The organism is Sphingobacterium sp. MYb382 (assembly GCF_037572665.1).
Taxonomy (GTDB): domain Bacteria; phylum Bacteroidota; class Bacteroidia; order Sphingobacteriales; family Sphingobacteriaceae; genus Sphingobacterium.
Map to the genome: position 1 here is coordinate 47,182 of NZ_JBBGZT010000028.1, position 25,684 is coordinate 72,865.

The 25,684-nt window shown below is 39.8% G+C and carries 21 protein-coding genes; 15 read left to right on the forward strand and 6 right to left on the reverse strand.

Annotation, left to right across the window (positions count from 1 at the left end; translation table 11 throughout):
- Positions 1-3 precede the first annotated feature (3 nt).
- On the forward strand, positions 4-1,287 hold the full coding sequence (locus WH223_RS14610) for an efflux RND transporter periplasmic adaptor subunit (protein WP_340048490.1): 1,284 nt from the start codon (positions 4-6) through the stop codon (positions 1,285-1,287).
- 292 nt (positions 1,288-1,579) lie between these two features.
- Positions 1,580-2,212, forward strand: a complete 633-nt coding sequence (locus WH223_RS14615) for a phosphatase PAP2 family protein (RefSeq protein ID WP_340048491.1) — start codon at positions 1,580-1,582, stop codon at positions 2,210-2,212.
- On the opposite strand, the gene WH223_RS14620 is transcribed toward WH223_RS14615, so the two are convergent.
- Positions 2,209-2,622 (reverse strand): Dabb family protein, encoded by a 414-nt coding sequence (locus tag WH223_RS14620; RefSeq protein WP_340048492.1) that lies wholly within the window; start codon positions 2,620-2,622, stop codon positions 2,209-2,211. The genes WH223_RS14615 and WH223_RS14620 overlap by 4 nt on opposite strands.
- A 689-nt stretch (positions 2,623-3,311) precedes the next feature.
- On the opposite strand from WH223_RS14620, the gene WH223_RS14625 reads away from it, so the two are divergent.
- Together WH223_RS14625 and WH223_RS14630 are read left to right on the forward strand one after the other, a co-directional pair.
- Complete coding sequence (locus WH223_RS14625; RefSeq protein WP_340048493.1) at positions 3,312-3,611, forward strand: hypothetical protein; 300 nt, start codon at positions 3,312-3,314, stop codon at positions 3,609-3,611.
- 242 nt (positions 3,612-3,853) lie between these two features.
- Complete coding sequence (locus WH223_RS14630) at positions 3,854-4,336, forward strand: hypothetical protein (RefSeq protein ID WP_340048494.1); 483 nt, start codon at positions 3,854-3,856, stop codon at positions 4,334-4,336.
- Between the two features lie 89 nt (positions 4,337-4,425).
- Here the strand turns inward: WH223_RS14630 and metQ are convergent, their stop codons facing one another.
- The 3 genes from metQ to WH223_RS14645 are packed head-to-tail and all read right to left on the reverse strand — an operon-like array spanning position 4,426 to position 6,664.
- Positions 4,426-5,235, reverse strand: a complete 810-nt coding sequence (metQ, locus tag WH223_RS14635; protein WP_340048495.1) for a methionine ABC transporter substrate-binding lipoprotein MetQ — start codon at positions 5,233-5,235, stop codon at positions 4,426-4,428.
- An 18-nt stretch (positions 5,236-5,253) separates the two neighbouring features.
- Positions 5,254-5,910 carry a methionine ABC transporter permease MetI gene (metI, locus tag WH223_RS14640; RefSeq protein WP_340048496.1) on the reverse strand — a complete coding sequence of 219 codons (657 nt, stop codon included), beginning with the start codon at positions 5,908-5,910 and terminating at the stop codon, positions 5,254-5,256.
- A gap of 10 nt (positions 5,911-5,920) precedes the next feature.
- Positions 5,921-6,664, reverse strand: a complete 744-nt coding sequence (locus WH223_RS14645) for a methionine ABC transporter ATP-binding protein (RefSeq protein ID WP_340048497.1) — start codon at positions 6,662-6,664, stop codon at positions 5,921-5,923.
- 687 nt (positions 6,665-7,351) lie between these two features.
- Here WH223_RS14645 and WH223_RS14650 point away from each other — a divergent pair.
- From WH223_RS14650 to WH223_RS14685, 8 genes are all read left to right on the forward strand, one after another.
- On the forward strand, positions 7,352-8,197 hold the full coding sequence (locus WH223_RS14650) for a hypothetical protein (protein ID WP_340048498.1): 846 nt from the start codon (positions 7,352-7,354) through the stop codon (positions 8,195-8,197).
- Positions 8,194-9,423, forward strand: a complete 1,230-nt coding sequence (locus WH223_RS14655; RefSeq protein ID WP_340048499.1) for a PAAR-like protein — start codon at positions 8,194-8,196, stop codon at positions 9,421-9,423. Before WH223_RS14650 ends, WH223_RS14655 begins: the two co-directional genes overlap by 4 nt.
- A 113-nt stretch (positions 9,424-9,536) precedes the next feature.
- Complete coding sequence (locus WH223_RS14660) at positions 9,537-10,379, forward strand: ankyrin repeat domain-containing protein (protein ID WP_340048500.1); 843 nt, start codon at positions 9,537-9,539, stop codon at positions 10,377-10,379.
- Positions 10,380-10,605: 226 nt separating this feature from the next.
- Positions 10,606-11,394: an ankyrin repeat domain-containing protein gene (locus tag WH223_RS14665; protein WP_340048501.1), complete on the forward strand. Its 789-nt coding sequence runs from the start codon at positions 10,606-10,608 to the stop codon at positions 11,392-11,394.
- Positions 11,395-11,676: 282 nt separating this feature from the next.
- Positions 11,677-12,243, forward strand: a complete 567-nt coding sequence (locus WH223_RS14670; RefSeq protein ID WP_340048502.1) for an RNA polymerase sigma-70 factor — start codon at positions 11,677-11,679, stop codon at positions 12,241-12,243.
- A 45-nt stretch (positions 12,244-12,288) separates the two neighbouring features.
- Entirely contained in the window at positions 12,289-13,308 is a 1,020-nt protein-coding gene (locus tag WH223_RS14675) for a FecR family protein (RefSeq protein ID WP_340048503.1), read from the forward strand.
- A 139-nt stretch (positions 13,309-13,447) separates the two neighbouring features.
- Positions 13,448-16,786 carry a SusC/RagA family TonB-linked outer membrane protein gene (locus tag WH223_RS14680; protein WP_340048504.1) on the forward strand — a complete coding sequence of 1,113 codons (3,339 nt, stop codon included), beginning with the start codon at positions 13,448-13,450 and terminating at the stop codon, positions 16,784-16,786.
- A gap of 28 nt (positions 16,787-16,814) precedes the next feature.
- Positions 16,815-18,506 (forward strand): RagB/SusD family nutrient uptake outer membrane protein, encoded by a 1,692-nt coding sequence (locus WH223_RS14685; protein ID WP_340048505.1) that lies wholly within the window; start codon positions 16,815-16,817, stop codon positions 18,504-18,506.
- 87 nt (positions 18,507-18,593) lie between these two features.
- On the opposite strand, the gene WH223_RS14690 is transcribed toward WH223_RS14685, so the two are convergent.
- Complete coding sequence (locus tag WH223_RS14690; RefSeq protein WP_340048506.1) at positions 18,594-19,073, reverse strand: DUF6265 family protein; 480 nt, start codon at positions 19,071-19,073, stop codon at positions 18,594-18,596.
- Between the two features lie 22 nt (positions 19,074-19,095).
- A complete protein-coding gene (locus tag WH223_RS14695) occupies positions 19,096-19,659 on the reverse strand; it encodes an RNA polymerase sigma-70 factor (protein ID WP_340048507.1) in 564 nt (187 codons plus the stop codon).
- A 120-nt stretch (positions 19,660-19,779) separates the two neighbouring features.
- On the opposite strand from WH223_RS14695, the gene WH223_RS14700 reads away from it, so the two are divergent.
- The 3 genes from WH223_RS14700 to WH223_RS14710 all read left to right on the forward strand — a co-directional run bounded on the left by WH223_RS14700 (position 19,780) and on the right by WH223_RS14710 (position 25,665).
- The gene (locus WH223_RS14700; RefSeq protein ID WP_340048508.1) at positions 19,780-20,796 is read left to right on the forward strand and encodes a FecR family protein; all 1,017 of its coding nucleotides are present in this window, start codon (positions 19,780-19,782) and stop codon (positions 20,794-20,796) included.
- A 166-nt stretch (positions 20,797-20,962) separates the two neighbouring features.
- Positions 20,963-24,220 (forward strand): SusC/RagA family TonB-linked outer membrane protein, encoded by a 3,258-nt coding sequence (locus tag WH223_RS14705; protein WP_340048509.1) that lies wholly within the window; start codon positions 20,963-20,965, stop codon positions 24,218-24,220.
- Positions 24,221-24,231: 11 nt separating this feature from the next.
- Positions 24,232-25,665, forward strand: a complete 1,434-nt coding sequence (locus WH223_RS14710; protein WP_340048510.1) for a RagB/SusD family nutrient uptake outer membrane protein — start codon at positions 24,232-24,234, stop codon at positions 25,663-25,665.
- Positions 25,666-25,684: the final 19 nt, after the last annotated feature.

The following is a 25,684-nucleotide window of genomic DNA, read 5'->3' on the forward strand; positions in this document are numbered from 1 at the left end:
AACATGAAAAGCATAAGCAAAATATTAGGTATAGCGGTTGTACTATTGTCTTTGTATAGCTGCGGCGGAAAAGCAAAGGACGGTGCGACGGAGGTCAAGACTGAAGCTGCCAAAGATGATGGACACGGTCATGATGAAGAAAAAGAAGGTACCATTGCCTCCTTGACAACGGAGCAAATGAAGGCTGTAGGGATCACGTTAGGACATATAGAGGATAAAAACCTGACAGCAACGATTAAAGCAAATGGTGCCTTGCGGGTGCCCAATAATAATAAGGCTAATGTAACCTCATTGTATGGTGGGGTTATAAAAAGTTTGAATGTACAATTGGGTGATTTTGTTCGTAAAGGGCAGGTTGTCGCGACGATTGAGAATCCTCAATTTATACAATTGCAGGAGGAATACTTGACTATGGATAGCCGTATTACGCTAGGACAACAGGAGTTGCAGCGACAAAAAGAGCTTAATCAAGGCAATGCGGGAGCATTGAAAAATTTGCAGGCCGCTACGGCCGATTTGAATGCTTTATTATCACGTAGAGCATCCTTGCAGAAGCAAATTCAGCTGATGGGTATCAATCCCAATTCAATAAGCTCTGGCAATTTAAAATCGGCCCTATTGGTTGTTAGCCCTATTCAAGGTGTGGTTACCAATGAATTTGCAAAAATTGGTAGTTATGTAGATGTCTCATCGCCTGTCGTGGAGATTGTTGATAATAGCCTTCTGCATGTAGACTTACAGGTTTTCGAGAAAGATTTACCCTACATGAAAGTCGGACAGCAGGTTAATTTTACGATTACCAATAATCCGCAAGTTGTATACACGGCCAAAGTATTTAACATAGGTTCTTCCTTCGAGAATGACAGCAAGTCGGTAGCTGTTCATTGTTCCGTTATTGGTAATAAGGCGGGGCTTATTGATGGCATGAATATCACCGGAATGGTAAGTGTAGATAATGTACTGTCACCGACGGTGCCTAATACGGCTATTGTTGAGGCCGATGGTAAGTTCTACATATTTGTACACACGGAAAAAGAACCAGATGCTGAACATGGAGAAGAGGCACATGAGCATAAGCCTGGCGAAAAGCATGATCATAATGCTGAACATAAGGAAACGGAAAGCAAAATGAATTTTGAAAAAATAGAAGTAGCGAAGGGTGTTTCTGAAATGGGTTATACAGCCATTACTTCAGTCGTTGCGCTGGCTAAAGATGTCAAGATTGTCACCAAAGGAGCTTTCTTTATTAATGCTAAATTAAGTAATACAGGCGGTCATGAGCATTAACAGTTTGTTTTACTAGTCTTTATTTTTCTATACACAGCGCATACGGATTATTAAAAAACCTGTGCGCTGTGTTTTTTTCTAAAAACTTACATGGTGAAGCCGTTTAGCTATACCTAAGCTTTTCTCTCCATCATGAAACTCTAGCAATTTGCTTATGCTCAAAATCAGTTTTCTCTTGTTCTTCTATCTCGTCTGTTTGAAGGGTTAATTTATTCAGGCACAACTAAAACCACAAGCCACAATCGACTCCGTATCCTACTGTAACGATAAACATCCTGTTCGCTATCCGAAATTGATTGTTCCTATAGGGCTGATAACGGCTGGAGCCACAAGTTTTGCCATTCCAGCCTTGAAGGAGCTGGACCGAAGCACCATGACTGAAGTCCTGCATGTACAAGCCAAAAGAACAACCTGGGATAACTATACGCAATATTTTCCTGCGGTAATGGTGTATGGCCTGAATGCTGCAGGTATAAAAGGGAAGCATGATTTTAAATATCGTACGTTCATCTATGCGTCGAGTCAGCTGATAGCTACCGCCATCGTGACACCATCGAAAAACTGGATCGGAGAAATGCGCCCAGATGGGTCTAACTATAAATCTTTTCCCTCGGGCCATGCTGCCACAGCTTTTTCGACGGCACATTTTATGTTTCGTGAATACCACGACAGGAATCTTTTATGGAGCCTTTCGGGCTATCCATTTGCAGTTTTTACGGGAGTTTATCGTGTCATCAATAACAAACATTGGGTGACAGACGTAGTGGCTGGGGCAGGAGTAGGCATTCTATCTACAGAATTGGCCTACCTAGCTTATCCAGTAGCTAGTTCGCTTTTTCGTAAGAAAAATAAACCGAGCAATGCAGTTTTAATGCCCTATTACCAGTCAAAAGCAATAGGGTTAAGCTATATGACGCAATTTTAAAGTAGTATTGTATCTTTTACTTCAACCCGCTCCCAATATTTTTGGTATTGTTGAGCTCCCTTGATATGTTCTGGATGGTTCCCGTAAACGGAGATATCTGCAAGATTTTCAAACGTCAACAGTAAGTTGTAGGAATAGGAGTGATCTACGACTTCTCTTTTCTCGGTTTGGGCGGGGACGCCATAGTTTATAGATTTTACTTCCGGTATTTTTTTAAGGACTTCAAAGTAGTTCAGGAAATCTTTTTTTTCCGCCTCTGTAAGATCCTTGCGTAACCAGAAGTACACGGAGTGAAGAATCAGTCCGCTTTTTAGAACCGTTTTATTATTCTCTTTTTCCTTTGCTTTGACAAGGCTAGTACTAGCAGCCATTGCCAAGACTGTACTTCCTATAAACGTGCGTCTTTCCATAGTTTTCTTGTTAAATAGTGAATATTACTGTCTAATTCATCCATAATCCGATAATGGAAGACCTGTCGTCGTCCGTTTTGTTGTAATCGGTAAATTTTATGGTGTGCAGAAGTGTACGTAGGTTGATAACTGTTCCTTATAGACTTCTAATTTTTCAAACAGTTACTAAATATAACAATATGCTTTATAAATGGCAATAGTTGATGTGCCAATTTTTATAGGTGTTTAGTAATGACGTTTGTTGGTTTTTTTTATTTTTTAATATATATAGTTTTTTGTATATCAGTGTTTAATTGTTTTTATATAATGTTTTAGATTAATCTTTCTTTGGTCTAAAAAATGCCCTTTTTTCAACGGTTGGGAAGCTTTCTAAGATATCAAAGTAAAGTTAATTCCCACATGCGCTTGGTATTGATTCCAAAAAGAAGGAGGTAAAGAGCTATTTGATAATCTTCTATTGTATGTTTTCAAATAGCTTGACCAATTTTTTTTCTTCACGATAAGGCTATAAAAAATCACATCTAGTCTATCGCATTGAATCTGTACAAAATCCATCCTACGTATGAAGATTATCATGGTAATACCTAATCCTATATTAATCCGTTTCAATAATTCTAAATTCTTAAGGCAGTTTTATTTTTTATTATTTAATTTTAGAATTATTGCCAAATAATTAACAAGAGGAACCAATGATAAGTAAAAGTGGGTATTATATATTTAATTTAGGCTTCGGTTTACTTTTGTTTTTGTTAACGATTACCTGCCGAAATGATTTAGCTTATACTTGGTTTGAAGATGTTAAAGCTGTGGGTTTATATATCGAAGTATGGAATTGGGTTATGCTCTTGAGTTTGCTAATTACAGCCGTTTTTAGCGCACGATTGGCACGTCAATATGCAGGGATATATGCTCTTTATTTCGGTTTTAGCGTAATACTTTTGGTATTAACAGCTTTCGCCATGTTTATAATGCCTGCAGGTATCATGTAGATTGCAGGCTGTAAGATCGTATGAAGAAATTAGTAACACGGGAAAAGATTGTTCTTGTAGAATGTCTTTTTGTTTGATGCATATCTTTTTATCATGATTTTATTATAGAGATAAGTCTGATTTTATTATTCAAGCGTATGAAGAACTCAGAAAGGATAAGAGTGTCTTGATTAATGTTGGTGAAGTTGACAAGTTTTTATAAGTGGGTAATTTTAATAATGTAGAAGAGTAATAACTAAGTTATGCGCATAATACCTAAAAAAGCAGATAACTATCTTGTATATGATGGTAATAGTGTAACTACATTTAAGAACTTTTGGAATAAGGAGTTCAAATGTGGACAAACCATGTTTTTTACCTTCTTTAGAAAAGAGGATTTGACCGAGAATACAGAACTTAATCGTATAGAAAGAGAACTAGAACATATTTTCACGAATGAAAATACCTACAATATAATACACATAGATGAGAACAGGTTTTCTTATGCCTTTAAATATGAGTTTAAATTTGGTAGTGCAGAGTTAATCTTAAAATTTTGGAAATACTTTTATGGGATGTCCATTATTATCCCTGACGCTGGGGTCCTCTTCGAGGATGTTTGTCGATATTTGTATTACGACCGAGAGCCAGATGAATATCTTCGACGTTTTAAATCAAAAGGGTTTTCTAACTGTGTTTATGTAAAAGGCTTAGGAGGAGATTATTTAGTGAAAATTGAAAATTAGATAGGCTGACAAGCTGCTGTATATCTTTTGACACAAAAAACGCCCTGTTTTTCATCGAAAACAGGGCGTTTTATATGCTTTATGGTCGGTTACCAGCCTTTTACAGCGCCACCTTTAAATGCCTCTTCAGCTGCTTTTTCCACTTCTTCTGATTGGTAAGCTTTTAAGAATTGCTGCACTTTTTCATCATTTTTATTATCCTTGCGGCTTACGATGATATTCACGTATGGTGATTTCTCATTCTCTACGAAGATACCGTCTCTTTTTGCGATTAGGTTGTTGGATGCCGCAAAGTTGTTGTTGATAATTGCGACAGATACTTTGTTGTCGTCCAGCGTACGTGGAATTTGAGGAGCCTCAAGCTCTAAAATCTTCACTGGGATTTTATTCTCTACAATATCCAATTGGGTAGGTAACAAACCGACATCAGCTTTAAGCTTGATTAAACCGACCTCTTGCAATAGCAATAAGGCACGACCAAGGTTTGTTGGGTCGTTTGGAATAACAATAGTATCATCCTTTTTTAACTCTTGAATGCTTTTAATCTTTTTCGAATAACCGGCCATCGGATAGATAAATGTATTACCCACGACCTCCAATTGATAACCTCTATTTTTGGATTGCTCCGCAAGATAAGGTCTTGTTTGGAATACGTTGATGTCGATATCGCCTTGGTTTAAGGCCTCATTGGGCATCACATAGTCTGTGAAGGTGATAAGGTCTACATCTAAGTTGAATTTCTCTTTCGCTACTTTCTGTGCTGCTTCTGCCAATTTAAGCTCAGGCCCACTTTGCACGCCAACGTGTAGGATATTTGTGTTTTTATTCGATGATCCGCAAGAAACCAATATCGCCAGTAGGGCGACGCTGCCTATGCGTTTTAAAAAAGATGTATTCATAGTTTAAGAAGATTTTATTTATTTTCTGTGATCAAAATGTTTCGAAAGTCGGTCGCCAGCAAACTGTATAGCAAAGACAATGCCTATCAGTAAGATGAGTACGGAGTTCATCATCAAGGCATCATACCCAACATAACCATATTGATAGCCAATATGACCAAGTCCGCCAGCACCCACAGCACCACCCATTGCTGAGTAACCCACTAAGGTGATTAACGTCAAAGATACATTGTTAATCAGCGAAGGCAAAGCCTCCGGGATTAACACTTTAGTGATAATCTGGAATACGTTAGAGCCCATAGCACGCGCTGCTTCAATCACGCCGTAAGGCACTTCTAATAGGCTGTTTTCGACTAGGCGAGCAACAAAAGGTGCGGCACCAATACTAAGTGGCACAATAGCAGCATATAAACCAATAGAGGTTCCTGCCACGATGCGTGTGAAAGGTATCATCCATACAATAAGGATGATAAAAGGAATCGAACGGAAGATATTCACGAAGAAAGCTATCGTTTTATTCAGCGTTTTGCTTTCTAGTAATTGCCCCTCACGGGTGATAAATAATAAAATGCCAATCGGAAGGCCCAGTAGGAGGCTGAAAAATCCCGAGGTGAAGGTCATGAAAAGTGTTTCCCAAACGCCTTTTCCTAGTAATAGTAATGTTGATTCAGACATGCGCTTGGTGTTAAACTAAAACAGAAGGGTTAAGGAGCTCTTTGGTTATCTCCGACTGTGGGTTTTCAAATAGCTCAACCACTGTGTTTTTTTCAACGATAAGGCCGTCAGAGATAACAGCCACCTTATTACAAATGGATCGTACCACGTCCATCTCATGCGTGATGAGTACAATGGTGATACCTAGTTCGAGATTGATACGTTTCAACAAACTTAAAATTGAACGTGTTGTTTTAGGGTCTAAGGCGCTAGTGGCTTCGTCACATAGCAACACTTCAGGGTCGGTAGCCAAAGCTCGCGCTATAGCGACACGTTGTTTTTGCCCTCCAGATAAGTTTACTGGATATTCGTCTTTCTTCTCGCTTAAGTCTACGAGTTTCAGAAGGCTGTCAACTTTATTTTTAATGGCATCTTTGGGTATACCCGCTAGCTCTAAGGGATAAGCAATGTTTTTGAATACGGTTGACGATGATAACAGGTTAAACTGTTGGAAAATCATACCCATCTTACGGCGGTATGGAATCAGTTGGCTCTCCGAGAAGGTTGTTATGTCTTCACCTTTGTACCACACCTTGCCCTGTGTAGGACGCTCAAGTAGGTTGATGGTACGTACTAGCGTACTTTTGCCTGAACCGGAGTAACCGATAATGCCATAAATATCACCTTGCTCAATAGGGAGGTCAACACCCTTAAGCGCATGAATCTCTGCTTTTCGTTTATAAAATTTCTTTTGGATGCCTTCCAATCTGATCATATCTCGCGCTTAAATCAGCCTTAATCGTTAGCTTCTATCGCCTTGTATTATTTTCGTAGATGAAGTTTAGGGCTGCTTTATTTTAATCTACAAATATAGTAGATTATTGATTAATTCCTGTATGCTATTTTACTTTATTATTGTTTGTACGCACTAAGCAAAGAGGCTATTACTTGATTTTTAATTTCTTTAAATCTTTGTAATTCTGGTTGATGCTTCCTGTTTGTGGAAGCAATAGCTTAGCTTATCGCTTTGTAAAAACACACAAAGGTAGCTAAACTTAAAATCTTCCTAGCATTTTGTTCTTGAAAAATAGCCTTAAATTTTAAAATAACAGGAACTGTCTTTTCTTAATTATCTGACGACAGTGGAGGAGCTTAAATAGCTATTTTCTTTAGATCCTTGGTTTTCTTGCCTATGAAGTTATGCTCAATAAACGGAAAAAACCAAAACCTACATTTTAGTCCGTTTTTATTTTTCACAAACAAAAAATGCTCTTGTGGACAATGGAGGGGTATTTACGGTAAGTAAAGATTATAATTCCTTGTGGTAGACTCGTTTTGTTGAAGAAAACTACCCTAATAAAGTTTGAATAAGTTTATTTATCAAGCAGATAGTCAGTAATTTGAGTTAGTGGATGTGTGAGCTGAGATCCACAAGGTATTGAAAAACATAAAGAAAACTGCGATGCTAGGATTAATACATACGGCCGAACCACAATACTATAAGATTGACCTAACTGGAAATCTAGTATTTAAGGATAAGAATATCCTTTCTACATCTACCCATTACATTTGGAAATACTCCGTTATTGAGGAGGTAGACTATAAAGAGTGGTTGGTTTCGCTAGAAGTGGTTAAGGTAGAGCAAGATAATATTGCCGCCATCGAAAAGACAACTGATTTTCTGAAGATAACGAATATACCGCTAGAAAAGCTAGTCTTATTGCTAAACGTAAATGGAAGGATAAACGAAGTACAAAACCAAAATGAAATATTGGAAAAATGGCATGCTTTAAAGGTGGACTATATAGCCTCAAAAGAAGAGATGTCGCCAGAAGAGAAAGCAATTATTGAAAAATGTACGAATGATTTCCGTCAGTTAAAAAGCGTGTTAAATAGTTCTTTACTCCATTTTATATTCTTTGCCCCTGTTTATGATGTACATCCTGATAATACACTAAAAGAAAACTTGACTTTTTCGTCTGTAGTAAATAGTGGAGCGATATTGTATAATAAAGTAAAATTGAAAATTGACGAAGATTCGGGGGTAAAAGATTGGGTAGTCAAACACCATTGTAAACATTACGACTATGGAAGTATAAACTTAATGAGGAAGTATAATAAGGAGTTTAAGAAATTCTTGGATGCTCCGTTTAATTATAACTTTCAGTACGATGCGACCAGCATTTATAGTCGGAAAACAGGTCTTTTGCAAAGCTCGAAGGCGACTATTATTGAGGAAGCAAGCTCAGAATTTATATACACTTGTGAGGTGAATATTTTATTAATGGAAAAAGGAGAAATATTATGAGTCAAAAATATGTAACCGAGGGCGCATGGCTTGTCTGTTCAGAGGGCAAAATGATGCAAAAGCTGAAAGTAGATAGCCAAACTACCGTGTACATGCATGGTAAACTAGCAGCAACAGAGCTTGATTCTACAGGAGAGAACTTTAATTGTCTTAAGATGGTTATGGCTGCAGCCTTTATTGGAGCTGTTATTGCTGCAGCCATTATTGCGATCACCGTCTTAACAGGAGGTGCGTTTGTAGGGGTGTTGGCAGCCTCTGCTGCAATAGGTACAGGAGTTTTGGCTGGAGCTGTTACCGGTACGGCGCTATCATTTATGCCTTGCATTTGTAGCTTATTGACCAAACCAAATGATTGGACAATGCTGCATGATAAAGTGTATTTTCAGCGGAAGCAAGCCTTACTGGAAAATGCTACGCTACCTTGTCTCTTGGGAGGAATAATCACTATCGTTAAAACGAATATTAAAATGGCGATAGATATGACTATGCTATGTGATCATTTATATGACAATGGGGCTGGTTTAGCTGATTCTTGGCGTGCTGTGCCTGATGATGAATATCCCGTTGGATTAAAAGATGAAATGCTCTGGCAAGATGAAGGCTCTAATTTTTTTGCCAAACTTTATCGAGGACCAGACGGTTCCTATGCAGTAATATTTAGAGGCACACAACCAGCGAAGATGGCCGACTGGGGAACAAATGTGCAACAAGCATTTGGATTAACAAGTGAACAGTATCAAAAAACATATGAATTAGCAAAGTTGATTAAGGAATATCTTCCAGCCAATAAAACGATTATTGCTGGTCATTCTAAGGGAGGAGCAGAGGCTGCTCTGGCAGGTGCGGAAACGGGATTTCCGACATACACATTTAATGCTGCAGGTTTGCATGAGAGAACATTAAAATCTAACAATCTTGGTCTTGAAGATACCAAACATATTCAAGCTATCGGTTCGGATGATGATCCCTTGAGTATGCTTCAGGATAATAGAGCCTTGATGGGGGCGGTCCTATTAAAAAGTGGAGGTTTCGTCGGTAAGCTCACCAATGCAGTTATCAAACTAGATGGTGCGATACCTCAAGCAGTAGGACAGCGACTAGGTTTAGATACTGATGTCAATCGATTAGATCCGCTAAAAGCACATTCTATTCCCCCTTTGGTAGAAGTACTGAAAAATGAAGAAAAAGAAAGCCCAAACATCAAAGTAATCACCGACACGAAATGATATTCAAAACAAAGGGGTATTCATACATGCAAAGCAGTACTGAAAATGTTATGGATATTTCAGGAGGTTTTAAAAAAGAAGCTGATTAAGCTCCTTTTAATACTTATATAACTATGAGATTTATTGTTTTATTAACCACACTATTATTTACGTTAAACAGTTGCAATATGGCAGATAGCAGGTTCCCTCCAGAAAGATTTTTTGATGGTCAAGATTTAAAAATAGCTGAAGCTATTTACGACAATGATAGAAGGATGTTGAAAAATTATATCAAAGAGCCCGGTTTTGATATCAATAAGCTAGGAAAGCAAAATATTACGTTTCTGTTATATGCGCTACGTGCTAAGCAAATGGATATGGTAGAAATTCTGTTGGAAAATGGAGCTGACCCTAATTTGTTAAATCCAGAAATTGTTAGCACTAAGAATTCGATATGGATTAATACTATTTCTAACGATTTACCTTTAAGTTTTGTTGCCCGATCTTATTATGCTTTCGATTTAGCTGATGTTAAGCTGCTGCTTAAGTATGGTGCCAAGATAAACGATTCAAGAGTAAATCCTGCATTAATTGCTTGTATGTCAAGTGGAAATAATAAAAGAAAACTAAAACTAATAGACTATTTATTAGATAAGGGAGCCGATATCAATATTAAAGGGCGAGAAAATAGAACACCTATAATTGCAGCTGCTGATATATCGCTTTGGGATATCGTTAATTATCTTTTAGATCATGGCGCAGACTATAGAGCTGTAAGTAATTCTGGTTGGTCTGTGGCATATAATGTGCAGGATGAAATTGAGATGAATAAAGGCACTGACGAACGTAAGCAAAAGGTGCACGCCTTAAAACGTAGACTGGAGGGCTTGGGCGTAGCATTTCCTGTGCAAAAAGGAATAAATATATACGATAAGAAAGAAGTGCCTGATAGTCTTGATACAAAGAAAATAGAATAACTGTAAGCTTTCTCTTATCGTGCTTATTTCTCCTCCTTTAATTCTTTTGTTAATTATCGCGAAGCTATATGTACACTTTTACCAAAACGTGAATACTATAAAAATTAGATGTAATACGTTATTGTAGCGTTTATACATAGCAAAGTATGCTCCTTTTAATACTTAAATAACTATGAGATTTATTGTTTTATTAACCACACTATTATTCACGTTAAACAGTTGCAATATGCCAGATAGCAGGTTCCCTCCAGAAAGATTTTTTGATGGTAAAGATTTAAAAATAGCTGAAGCTATTTATGACAATGATAGAAGGATGTTGAAGAATTACATCAAAGAGCCCGGCTTTGATATTAATAAGCTAGGAAAACAAAATATTACGTTTCTACTATATGCGCTTTATGCCGGACAAATGGATATGGTAGAAATTTTGTTAGAAAATGGAGCAGATTCTAATCTAATAAATCCAGAAATTGATAGTACGAATGATCCGATATGGAAAAATACTATCTCTGACGAACTACCTTTAAGTTTTATTGCCCGATCTTATTCCTTTTTCGATTTAGCTGATGTTAAGCTATTGCTAAAGTATGGTGCCAAGATAAACGATTCAAGAGTAAATCCTGCATTAATTGCGTGTATGGTAAGCGCTGATGATAAAAGAAAACTAAAACTAATAGACTATTTATTGGATAAGGGCGCTGATATCAATATAAAAGGAAGTGAAAATAGGACGCCTATACTTGCAGCTGCTGATATATCGCTATGGGATATCGTTAATTATCTTTTAGATCATGGCGCAGACTATACGGCAGAAGATAATGCAGGTTGGTCTGTGGCTTATAATGTACAGGATGAAATTGAGATGAACAAAGGCACTGACGAACGTAAGCAAAAGGTGCACGCCTTAAAACGTAGACTGGAGGGCTTGGGCGTAGCATTTCCTGTGCAAAAAGGAATAAATATATACGATAAGAAAGAAGTGCCTGATAGTATTGGTGCAAAGGGGTTTGAGTAACTGGTTATTTTAAAATCTGTTAGGGTTCTTGTCTGCATGTGCTTTCCCATTTGTAGAAATAATAGCTTAGATTATCGTTTTGTAAAACCATAAAATGGTAGCTAAACTTAAAATCTTCTTAGCATTTTCTTAATCCTACTTTCTTTTTTTTGTAGGAGAATGTATTGGGGACTTATGTTTGTATGCTATGTTGTTTGTGGGATTGTCACGTTGATTCTTCCAGGTGCTCTTGATAAATCCAACTTGTTTATTTAATTTGGATAAATTTTGACGCCAATTCCTATGTATTTTGATCAAGAGCTTCTCGAACAGCTGAGGCACGATGATGAATCTGCTTTTAAAGCAATTTATGATCGGCATTGGTCACTCATGTTCGGTATTGCTCTACAAAAAACAGGGATTACAGCGGTAGCAGAGGAGATTGTCCAGAATATTTTTATTGACTTATGGGAAAATAGATATAAGCGAAATATAGATAATCTTAAATCTTATTTGGCCACAGCGGTGCGCTATGCTGTCGTTAATTACATAAAAAATCAATTGGTTCAAGAGAAGTATAGGCAACATGAGCAGCAATGCGCTATGCATAATGCATCTATAGAAACTACTTATAACCTGAAAGAACTAAATGCAAGGCTAGAGTCAGGTATTGCGCTATTGCCACCAAAAACTCGAGATATCTTTAAACTAAGTCGCTTTGAGCGTCGTAGCAATAAAGAAATAGCACAGGCTTTTCAAATCAGTGAAAAGGCTGTAGAATATCATATTACCCAATCTTTGAAAATCCTTCGCCGCCACTTAAAAGACTATGTGGTTATCTTTTTTTATTTTTTCTTAAATTCTCTTTAGGGGTAAACCTTCTTTGCTTTACTTACCTATAGAAACAATAGGTAAATGGATACGGAAGGATACAAAAAATTACTACAGAAATACCTAGATGGACAGTGTTCGGAAGAGGAAGAAGCGCTTCTCCAACGCTGGTACGATAGCTTAGATATTATGGAGATGCAACAGCAGGCTGCGCCACAAGGCACAGAGCTGGAAGCGACGGGCACCCGTATTTGGGAGCGGGTGGCGAAGCATAGCCTAGAAAAACCAAAGAAAAAATCTTTTACTCTATTTTATAAAGTCGCAGCAGCGGCACTCGTCCTGCTTAGCCTTTCTTGGGTCTACTATGAGAAAACCAATCTTGTACCACTGACATATCGCTTGGTGGAAGGAAAACCGCAGGAGAAGGAAAATACAAGTTCAGAAATTCAAGAATTACATTTGAGCGATGGTACGCATATACAATTGTATCCAGGAGCGAGCCTGAGCTTCCCGAAAGATTTTAAAGGCGATAGTCGGGAAGTATTCCTGAAAGGAAAGGCCTTTTTTCAGGTAGCAAAAAATAAAGAAAAACCTTTCATCGTACATAATTACCATAATGATGTGCAGGTGCTGGGAACCAGTTTTATGGTCGTGTCGGCTCCCGAGATAAGTGAAAATTTTATTGAAGTCAATACAGGGCGTGTATGGGTACGCCCAAGGAATACCATTTTTTCAACGGCTAAACATGTGGATGAGGCGATTATCCTTACACCTAATAAGCGCTTAGCTTACAATGTAAAAGCAGGCGATTTTGAAGAAGCATTAGTAGATAAACCCAAACCAATGGCCGTAGATATGGAAAGCCATGCAACGCAGTATAGCTTTACATTTAACGATACGCCTTTAAGTCAAGTAGTAAACGCATTGGAAGGTATGTATGGCGTTCGTATTATTCTTAAAAATCCGAAACTACAGCAGTGTACATTCACCGGCGATTTAAACGATGAAGATTTGTTTAAGAAATTAACCCTGCTTTGCGCGACGATGGGAGCAAAGTTCTCCATTCAAGAGTCGACTATAATTATTGAGGGAGAAGGGTGTTGATTGTGATTTGTTTATATAAACTTTAAATAGATGGCCTATGTGAAAAAGTAGCATCCAATTAGAAAAAATATGCCGACAGTGTACGAGACTGCCGGCAAGAATATGTCCGAATTAAGCAAAACGAACAAAAACCGAATTTATGAAAAAAAAGCGAATTATTGTCGATTCAAAGACCGTGATGAGAATTTCCCTTGCACAAATTTTACTGCTTGCCTTAGGTAATACAGTAATAGCGAGCCCCGCCAATGGCCAGGCCGTATTAGATGCTAAAATCAGCCTTACGGCAGAAAACAATACCTTGAAAAGTGCCCTGAAGAGTATCTCTACACGGTATAATATTGAGTTTGTATATAGCCCGACGGCGATTGATGCCAATAGAAAACTGACTTCTAAACTAGAAAATCAATCTTTATCCTTTTTCTTGAAAAATACCTTGAGACCCTACGGTATTGATTTCAAGGTATATGAAAATAAGGTAATCCTATATGCTCGATCCATTAGTGCAGATACAGAAAACCAGCTCTTAGAAAAGCAGGTGCGCACCATCAAAGGGAAAGTAGTTGATGAAACAGGAAAGCCCTTACGTGGCGTAAATGTTGTCGCTATAGGTACTACAGCAGGTACCATGTCTGACCTGAATGGTTTTTATGAATTACCTATTCCAGATGGTACTAAAGCCTTAAGCTTCTCCTTCATCGGTTATCTAAAGCAAGAACTACCAATCGGTAGCCAGTCGACAATCAATGCATCTTTAGTCGTAGATAGTCAAGCATTGAGTGAAGTAGTGGTTGTCGGTTATGGTACACAGAAACGTAGTGATGTGACAGGTGCCGTGTCTACGATTAACGTCAATACGGCAAAAGCTATTCCGACGACCAACGTGTCGGAGATGCTCCGTGGGCAGGCTGCCGGTGTATCCGTTTCCTTGGGGTCGGCAAGACCTGGGGGAAGGTCCAATATTTTAATCCGCGGGCAGCGTTCTATTTCTGGAAGTAATGAGCCTTTGATTGTCTTGGATGGTTTTCCTATCGAGAATATCAACGATGTGAATCCGGATGATATTGCTTCTATTGAGATTCTTAAAGACGCTTCTTCACAAGCTATCTATGGGGCGCGTGCCTCCAACGGTGTCGTGTTAATCACCTCAAAAAAAGGAAAAGAAGGAAAGACCACCATTGCAGCAAGTACCTACTTGACGCAGCAAAAGCTGACGAAAAACTTCGACCTCTATTCGCCTGAGGAATTTGCTCAATTCCGCCGTGAGGCAAAGCGTACAAGCAATAATGGGGTGTTTTTACCGAAAGATGCTGACAACTTCGGCGGCGAAAACTCGCCAGAATATATAAATTATAAAGCTGGGAACTTTGCCAACTGGGAAGATGCGGTCTTGAAAAATGGTACCATCAGCAGCAGTACGGTAAGTATCAATGGCGGAACAGCACAAACCAAAGTGTTCAGTAGTTTAAACTATTTCGACCAATCCGGCTTGATTCCTTCATCGGGTTACAAACGTGGTAACTTCCGCTTGAATTTGAACCATAAAGTCAACGAAAAAATCAGTATCGAGGCCAACCTAAATACAGCATTAGACCAGCAGAAAAAGGAGTCTACAGGCTTAGATTTTATCACCATCAACCCGTTTACAGGTCCTTATGATTTGAACGGCAACTTGGTAAATAATGTAGCAGGTGTAAATGCCAGCAGTAGTACGATCAATCCATTATGGAGCATTCGTGAATCAAGCAATGATGTGAAGACAAATTTCTACAACATCAACTTGGTCGCTAACTACAAAATCTTAGATAACCTAACGTATAAAATCAATACTTTATTTAGCAACAAGAATATTGATGAAGGCTCTTATCGTACACGTTTGCATCAAGAGGGAATGGGGAGTGTTAATGGTAAAGCCATGGTTTCTGATTTGAAACGCCAAGAATACTTAATTGAGAATATCTTAACCTACAAGTTGAATATCAATGATATTCATGACATTGATATCACCGCAGTACAATCTATCAACCAGATTGATAACTCCTTGACAAGTACACAGGCGAATAATTTCCCGAATGATTTGCTCGGCTATAAAGGTATCAGCTCAGCCTTGAATTTTAGAACCTTACGTACCGATGATCGCCGTCGTTTATTGTCCTACATGGGACGTGTACGCTACAGCTTAATGGATAAATACCTATTGACAGTAACAGCGAGACAAGACGGTGCTTCTGTATTCTCCGCTAATGATAAGTGGTCATTTTTCCCTGCCGCATCCTTGGCGTGGAAGATTCACCAAGAAGAGTTTTTAAAACCTTTAACTGCCATTAATGAATTGAAGGCACGGGTAAGTTATGGTTCTGTAGGTAATCAGGCATTGAGCCCATACCAAACTTTAGGTTTGGTGAACGTACACAATTATGTGTTCAATGGTAACATCGTGGGGGGAAGTTTACCGGGTAGTCAGTTGCCTAACCCTGGTATCACCTGGGAAACATCGACTACCTTCAATGCTGGTTTAGACTTCGGTTTATTGGAAAACCGTATTACAGGGTCGGTAGATTACTACACCACACGTACGCGTGATTTATTGTTGACCGTACCGGTTAATCCATTGACTGGTTTTACGAGTACTATTGCTAATGGTGGAGAGTCTAAAAACTCAGGTATTGAAGCTATCGTAAACTACGCTATTATTCGTAACCAAGATTTCAAATGGTCAATCAACGCTACCTTCGCTAAGAATAAAAACCAAATTGTGAAAACAGGATTGGTAGATGCGCAAGGCAGACCACGCGATGATGAGAACAATAGCAGATTTATTGGTAGCCCAATTTCGGTGATTAACTCCTATGCTTTTGATGGGATTTTCCAAACGGATGAGGAAGCTAAAGCATCCGCGCAAGCGAACACGCCAAACTTCCAAACGCCAGCTTCATTGACGGCTGGTGCTATCCGTATCAAAGATATTAATGGCGACGGTATCATCAATGATGGAGATAAGGTGCGTTATAAGATGCAACCCGATTGGATTGGATCTTTTGCGACGACTTTCTCCTACAAAGGTTTTGACTTGCTCGCTGATTTCTACCGTGTGAAAGGCGCGATAAAAAGAAATCCTTATCTGAGCGATTTTAATCAAGGAGGTACCTTCCAGTCTGTGCGCAATGGTATAAAGGTGGATTACTGGACACCAGAACGTCCGTCCAACGAATTTCCGCGTCCTAATTTTGATATGGCGCCCGCAAATATCGGTGTCTTGAGCGTTTCGGATGCTTCTTACTTTAGGTTGCGTACCCTGTCTGTAGGCTACACGCTGCCGAAGTCGTTGATTAGTAAAGCGAATTTAAGTAGTCTGCGTCTGTATTTTACAGGGACTAACCTTTGGACATCTACGAACTACAAATCCTATAACCCAGAGAATAATCCTAATGAATTCCCGGATGCTAAATCATTCACTGTGGGTATCAATCTAGGTTTATAATTCAATCACAGGTATAATAATTGAAGATATGACACATCTATATAAAAAGGGAAAAACAGTATGCCTTTTAGCATTAATGGCTACGCTATCCTTAAACTCTTGTAAAGACTTTTTAACGGAAAATCCGACGACGCAGTTTTCTGCCGACTTTGTGTATAATACACCTGAAGGACTCGAGGCTGGCGTTGTTGGTTTGTACAACTTGCAACGTGCATTTTTTGATAACAATGATAATAATGGATCCAATAGTTTAATTATTGATGCAAAAGATGATTTGACTGTACCTCGTGGTGGTGAAATTTCCAACTACGGCTTGCTACGTCAAGGTATTCATGCCGAAAGTAGCTCTGTACATTCCTACTGGTGGAATAGCTACTATAAAATTGTTGATCGCGCTAATGCTTTAGTTGCAGCAGGGGAGAAGCTAGCCAGTATGGATGAGAATAAGCGTAAAATCGTGCTTGCAGAAGCTAAATTCTTCCGCGCAAATGCGGTATTTACCTTGTTTCGTACATTTAACAATATCTACGTAACGACGGAGCCAACGAGCTTTGAAACGGCTTTTAGAACAATCAATACGAAGACGCCAGAGGCTGATATCTATAAGTTGGTGAATGAAGATTTAGCTTTCGCTATTGCCAATCTGCCGTGGGCAAGCTACCAGGTCGGCCGTGTCAACCAAGCTACAGCTCGCCACTTAAAAGCGGAAGTTGCTTTATGGCAGAAAAATTGGCAAGAGGCTAAATTACAAGCCGAAGAGGTGATTAACCAGAGTGGTACCTATAGCTTGGTGCCAACGACTGGGCAAGTGTTTGCTGGCGATTTAAATCATAGAGAATCGTTATGGACATTGCAATACAAAGAGTCTATTGATGGCAATCCAAATAAGCTGAACTTCAACTTAATGCCGAACTATGCCGAGTTAATTCCAGGCTCTAAATATTCGATTGAGCAAGGTGGACGTGGCTTCGGATGGTTGACGGTTAACAATTACCTACGCGATCTATTATTGAAAGATCCAAATGATACCCGGATCAAAGGAACCTACTACATTAAAGATTATTACTACAATGATCCCGCTACGTTGCCTGTTGGTCAAACGTTAGGAAGTAGAATTGACCATCCGCAGTGGAAAGAGTTTGCTGCTACAGGCAATGACCGCCATCTATTCTTTGTGCGATTGACCACAGGTTGTAAGAAGTTTTTCCCAACGACAGGGATTCCAATTAGTGATGCCCATACCATGAACCGTATGATGTTCCGCCTTGCGGAAACTTTACTTTTTGCGGCTGAGGCAAATTTAAACCTTGGAAATATAGGTACGGCAGCCGACCCCGTGAATTCAAAAACAGCACTCGGACAGGTGAATGCTATCCGTAAGCGTGCCAGTGCTACTGCCTTAACAAGCTTAACTTTTCAAGATATCTTGGATGAGCAAGCGCGTGAGTTGGCTTTTGAAGGTAAAAGATGGTTTATGCTGAAACGTACTGAAAAGTTGTATGATTTTGTGAAAGAGCATGCTGGCTATGGTCGTTCTGGAGATGAGAGCTCGGATACCAACCAAAATACGGGACATGCTAACACGCCGACAGACCCATATCCATACCGCAATGATGCACGTAGAATTATACGTCCTTACATGGTGAACTGGGTAATACCGAGAGCACAACTGAACCTTTTAGGTCCTGATTATCCGCAAAACGACGGATATGCAAGATAACCCATATGGGAATTTTAGATAGATAAGTTGGGAACGGCGAAGCTTAGGTTTCGTCGTTTTTTTTGCGCTTAGCGGATGCGGAACGTGCTACTGTATACGAGACATAGGGAAACTGTGCTTCTGCTCTTTTCCGTTTATGCTACCGTATATTTCAGCAATAAGAGAGTCTTTTTCGATATGCGTGTAGCTAATATACTGAGGAAAATCATGCTCAGGATTGCTAAAAAGGAGCTTGGAAGCAGATTGCTCTTGTAAATGGAAGTGTATTGGCAATCCACCATTCTGATTACTAACCGTCGGTATGTAAAATAGATTATCACCTTCTTGTATCAAACGTACCGTTTCTAATAAAACCGTATCCTGCCCGTTGAGCTTATAACTTTTTCCAACATATTCCTGTGTAGATATTTTGCGCCAGTTTTCGTAGATAATGCCACGCGATGTTTTATTTTTCCAGGTGCCCAATAGCCAAGATGCTTCATCAAGTGTTGGTTGCGGTTTCGACATCCAACTGCAAGAGAGTAGGAAAACACTCAGGTTTATACAGGTTTTAAAAGTAACTTTCATCAAGCCAATTTCTACTTTTTTTCTATAATATTTTAAAACTATTCATCGCTTGTCGAATAGATTTTAAGGCGGCGCTAATTTGATTTTTTACGGTATGTTTAGAAATGTTTAGCTTCGCCGCAATCTCCGTATACTCCAAACCTTCGTCCCGTAATAGGTAAATCGCTTTGCGCTGTGGAGGCAGCTGATTAATAGCTTCTTTAAGAACGGCAGTAAATTCTTTTTCTTCGAGCTTGTTGCTTGTTGTACTTGGTTCGCCTTGCATCGCTTGCCAAATTTGTTGTCGCATGCGTGCGTCGGACGATACCTTCCGTAGGTAGTCCATAATTTTATTACGCGTCATCGTAAATAGGAATGACTCGATAGACTTAATCTCATGAAGCTGATGACGTATTTCCCATAATTTTAAAAATACATCATGGACAATGTCTTTCGCCATATCGGTGCTTTTTGTGAAGCCGAGGGCGAGTTTAAAGAGGTCTGTTTCGTAGGAGATGAAAAGATCATGAAATAGAAAACGAAGGCCCTCTTGTTCGGGGTCGTTAGCAGGTTGATCTTGTGGGTTTAGGTGGCGATGACTACTCATTCTGAAATCTAAGTTATGAAATAGTTGACTGTTAAACAATTGTTAAGGGAATTGAAAAAATATTTTTTTATGGAGTAGGACACATCGCCTTCGGCTACGTCATTATTATATATACGGGAGATGAAAGAAAAAATAAACTATTTGTTAACACAATATTTCAATAATAAATCTACACCGGAAGAGCTGGAAGAACTGTTTGACTTGTTCAACTCGGCAAACCACGATTCGGAGATTGAACGATTTATTTCAGAGAAATATGAAGCGTTGAAGCGGGAGGTTCCTTCTTTGACCTATGTGGATGATGATGGCGTGCTGCGCGATGCCGCTCGCATGCCGCCAGCATCGGTAGTGAAACCGATGCCACAAAAAAGGCGGAGCACAAAGCTCGTGATGGTAGGTAGTTTAGTGGCTTGTTTAGCCTTGGTCTGGGGAACTTGGTTTGCCTGGAATAAGCATGTAGAGGATATAACCTTACCAAAAGTGGAGCAGGTAGTACGTAAATCGGCACACGACGAAAATAAACTCCTGACTTTGGCCGACGGCACAAAAGTGTGGCTAAATGCTTCAAGCCGTCTGGAATATCCGACAGCATTTGAAAAAGGAAATCCACGCGAAGTAACCTTAATTGGGGAGGCTTATTTTGAGGTGGAGAAAGCCAAAGATTGGCCCTTTATTATTCATACAGCCGATGTGCAGACAAAGGTGCTTGGTACCAAGTTTAATATTAAAGCTTATCCGGGTTTCGCAAATATTACGGTATCAGTCAAATCAGGAAAGGTGAGCGTAAGCCGTGGCGAGAAGTTATTGGCAACTTTACTAAAAAATCAAGAGTTCGAAGTTTCGCCAAATAAACCATCCGAATTGGGATTCTTGAAAGAAAAAGAACTGGAGACGAAAGTCGCTGGAAGTTGGAAAGATGGCTACCTAGAATATGAGGATGAAAGCCTCAAAAGTATTGCTGCCGACTTGGAGCGAAATTTTAACATACGCATCCTATTTAAGGATTCCATTATGGCCGATAAGGTCATCACCCTATCGGTATTACGGGAGGAGGATCCTGCCCATGTGATGGATGTTTTAAGTCGTTTAATTGATGCCCATATAAAGAAAGAACAAAATAACTACACCATTTATTAATCGCCTAAAGCCTATGTAAAACAGTTGTATACGAAAAGATAAAATAAAAAAGCCATCTCGACTGGTCCTCGAGACGGCTCATAGATTCAATAAACAGATTACGTCATACTAAATCAGTAACAAAATTATGCATTTCATTCGAAACAAGTGCAAAGGGAGCGTATTAATGAAAATTTCCTTATCAGCCATACTATTTACAAGTGCCGCTTCCCTCTGGGCCGGCCCTTCCACAGGACAAAACCTGAAGGAAATCAAAGTCCATATGGGGACAGGAACGATTTCTTTGAAAGATGCCCTACGGCAAGTTGAAAAACAAACCAATATTCGGTTTACCTACATTTCTAAAGATGTAAACCCCGTTAAAGTACAGACTACTTCCTCTACGGGAACGGCGGTAAGCACCATCTTAAATAACCTGTTAGCAAATACTGGCTTGGTGTATGAACAAGTAGGAAGAACCGTTTTAATAAAGAAAAAGAACGATGCTGTAAATACAGACACACCGCAAAACAACGGATCTGACTTTAAACAAGGCCAATGGCATGGGCGTATTGTTGATGAGCAGGGAACACCCTTACGTGGAGTAACCATTCGCTTGAAAAATACAGCGCAGGTCTTTACCAGCGCAGGAGATGGTACTTTCAGTCTTCCTGCACAGGAAAAAGGCATTTTAGTGATTTCTTATGTTGGCTATCAAAGTCGCGAAATCCAAGTAAATGCAGCGACAAATGGTTTGAAAGACATCAGCTTATTGCCCGATTTTGGTAGCCTTGATGCGGTAACCGTCATTGCTTATGGTACAAGTAGTAAACGCGTAAGCACCGGGTCGACAGCTACCGTTACAAGCGCTGATATTCAAAAGGCGCCTATAAATAATCCTTTAGAAGCACTGCAAGGTCGTGTGGCAGGTTTGGATATCAATGCTAGCAGTGGTTTGCCAGGTTCGTCTTTTAGTGTGCGTTTACGTGGATTGAACTCAGTATCGAAAGATAATAGTCCGTTGTATGTTGTGGATGGTATTCCTTACTTCTCGGAATCCTTAAACATGTTTAATGGAGACAACGGTAAACAAAGTCCGTTAGCGGCTATTAATCCCAATGATATTGAACGAATCGATGTGCTGAAAGATGCGGACGCTACGGCTATTTACGGATCAAGAGCGGCCAATGGCGTGATTTTAATCACCACAAAGAAAGGCAAGGCGGGAGAGACGAAGGCTAATTTTAATGTATACTCCGGAGCTGGAAAGGTGACCAATTTTGTAGATATGTTGAGCACTTCCGAGTACTTAGAGCTACGTAAAGAAGCGTTTAAAAACTCTAAGGTAGAAACGGGACCAGCCCAGCTGGATTTGTTTGAATGGGATCCTAATCTAGATCAAAATTGGCAGAAGAGGCTGTTTGGAGAAACCGCTAAGCTGACAGAGGCGAATGCTTCTTTTTCGGGTGGATCTGAACTAACGAACTTTTTGTTGAGTGGTACTTTTCGTAATGAGACAACTGTGCAACCTGGAAGTAATGGTTATAAAAAAGGCGCTGGATTATTGAGCGTCAACCATAGAAATGCTTCTGGGAAGTTTTCTATCACAGGGTCAGCAAACTTTACAGGCGATTTTAACAACGCGCTAGCGACGGATATTACGCAGTATTATAACCTTGCACCCAATATTCCAACACATAATCCGGATGGTTCTTTTTACTGGTATGGTAACACGCAAAACCCTTTGGCCTACCTGTTGCGCAAGCATGAAACACGTAATAAAGCCTTGTTGACAAGTAGTTCTGTGCAGTATAGTCCCGTCAATGGCTTGAAGCTATTAGCAAATGTAGGGTATAACTATACAACCTTAAACCAAACACAGATGTTTCCATCGAAGAGTTTTAATCCAGAGACCTCTTCGGGGAGCATGTCTTATTTTGGCAATGGTAGCCAGAATTCCTACACGGTAGAGCCACAGATTTCCTATACCTATCAGTTGGGTAAAGGTAATTTAGACCTCCTTGCTGGAGGAACATGGCAGCAGGTGGTGAATGACGGAAGCTTCTACCAAGCGGAAGATTTTGCTTCCGATGCACAGCTGGATAATCCAAGTGCGGCCGTTAGTCTGCGTGCACGTGATATTCGCTATTACAAATACCGTTACAATGCTTTCTTCGGTCGTGCTACCTACAACTGGGAAAACAAGTATATTTTGAACGGTGCATTTCGACGAGATGGATCATCACGTTTTGGTCCTAATAAACGCGTGGGCAATTTCGGCTCTGTAGGGGCTGCATGGGTGTTCTCCGAAGAAAAAGGTGTTCAAGAGGCTTTACCATTCTTAACTTTTGGTAAGCTAAGGGGGAGTTATGGCGTGACGGGAAATGATCAAATTGGTAACTATGGTTATATGGATACTTGGTCTTTCACCTCTTATCCATATGGAGGCAGCTCGGGTCTTTATCCGACCCGTGTCGACAACCCGAACTACAGCTGGGAGTCTACGCGCAAGCTGGAGGCAGGCTTAGAGTTAGGCTTCTTCGCTAACCGATTGACGGTGAATGTAAATAGTTATTTCAACAAAACAGACAACCTACTTATTGGTCAGCGCTTAGCGAGCCAAACAGGTTTTACCAGCTACTTGGCAAATCTTCCTGGAGTTGTACAAAACCGAGGCTGGGAGTTTGAAGTGGGTTCCGTAAATGTGAAAAATAACGACTTTGAGTGGTCGACAAACCTAAACTTGACGATTTCCAAAAACAAGTTAGTGGCCTACCCAGATTTGGAAGGAAGCCCTAATGCACAGTATTATGCCCTTGGCCATCCAATAGATATCGTGTTTGGTTATAAATTTACAGGTGTCGACCCGCAGACGGGAATTGCGCAATTTGCAGACCTAAGTGGCGATGGGGCAGTAAAAGCAGAACTTGCCGATCAATATATTATGGGTACACACTTGCCGAAATTTTTTGGCGGATTGAATAATAGCTTTACCTATAAAAACTTCAACCTAAGCTTCCTGTTACAGTTTGTGAAACAGGAAGGTGAACAAATGAACTATGGTTATCAGTCCAATGCAGCCTTAGGTATCATGAGTAACTTTGATAAATCCGTGTTAAACCGCTGGCGGAATCCTGGAGATGTGACCGATATTCCGCGTGCAGCGGCAGTCTCTACGGATCCTGCGTATGTTGCCTACAACACTTTTTATCGTCATTCGGATGCTTTTTGGGGTGATGCATCTTATATCCGTTTGAAGAATTTATCCATCAGTTATGATTTCACTTCTTTGCTGTCTGTTTTAAAAACTCAAAGCATTAGTCTGTATGGTCAAGGACAAAACTTGTTTACGATAACCAAATACAAAGGGTTTGATCCAGAAACGAAAGGCTATGGTTTACCTCCAATGAAGTTTTACACGGTGGGTATTCGTTTCACTTATTAATTTGTTAGCTCATGAAATTTAAAATATATGTCTTAAGTATAGCCCTATGTTTAGGGTTTAGTGCTTGCGAAAAATACTTGGAAGTCGGTAATCCGAAGAATGAATTACCTTCTACCTTAGCCTTCTCGGATGATAAAACAGCTACGGCTTCCGTTTCTGGAATCTACGTGCGTATGAACCAGCTGAACTACCAGTTTGCCAACGTGCTATCGATGATTCTTCCTGCAATGTCGGCCGACGAGTTTGTGTATGCTGCAGCTTTTGCAACCTACGATGAGTTTAAAAATAATGCTGTTCTACCATCGAATTCCTATGTAAACACCTTGTGGAGCCAGCCTTATCAATACATATCGCAGGCTAATATGTGTATCGAAGGTCTAGAGAAAGCAACGAACCTTTCTCCACAGGTGAAAGCGCAACTCCTTGGTGAAGCGAAATTTATACGTGCCTTCAACTATTTCTATTTGGTGAATTTCTTTGGCGATGTGCCTTTGTTGTTGACTTCCGATATCACGCTGAACAATGTGCGTCAGCGCGATCCGCAAGCGGATGTTTACGCGGCAATCATCAAAGATCTGCAAGAGGCGAAAGCTTCTCTGTTTGATGGTTACCCAAGTGGTGTGAAGACAAATGTTGCCGCCGCCGAGCGTATTCGTCCAAATAAAGCAGCGGCTTCAGCACTTTTGGCACGTACTTACCTATATACAAAGCGTTGGGCAGAAGCAGAAAGTGAAGCTTCTGAAGTGATTAAAAATCAGAGTTATAAATTAGTTTCTGCAAATGATTTAGAAAAGACTTTCCAGAAAAATAGTGTAGAAAGCATTTGGCAGTTGCAACCTGTAAACATTGGTGGTGGTCGTAATACCTGGGAAGGATTCTTAATTGTGCCGGCGACAGCAACAGCATCACCTTTATTTCGCATGATACCAAATTACCTGTACAATGCTTTTGAAGCAGGAGATAAACGTGATGAAAAATGGGTAGGTAAATTTGTAGCCTCGCCTACTGTAACGCATAAGTTTCCGAGTAAATATAAAGTGCGTACCGCTACAGGTACATTGCAAGAGTATACTATGGTGTTGCGTTTGGCGGAACAATATTTGATTCGTGCCGAGGCAAACTACAATTTAAAGAAGTTTGACCTTGCTGAAGGCGATATCAACATTATCCGTAACCGCGCCAACCTAGGTTCTTTGAGCCTTGCTAACAATGAAGCAGAAGTACGTAAGGCGTTGGAGCAAGAGCGTCGCGTGGAGTTGTTCGGCGAATGGGGGCATCGTTGGTTTGATTTGCGTCGATGGCCTAGTGTGACGGGAACAGCCGGAAAAACAAGAGCTGATGATATTTTACCGGCATTAAAAGCCGGATGGAAGCCTACGGCGATTTACCTGCCTTTGCCACAATCGGCACTATTGGCAAACCCGAATTTGACACAGAACGATTAATACAGCTTAACAAGATAAC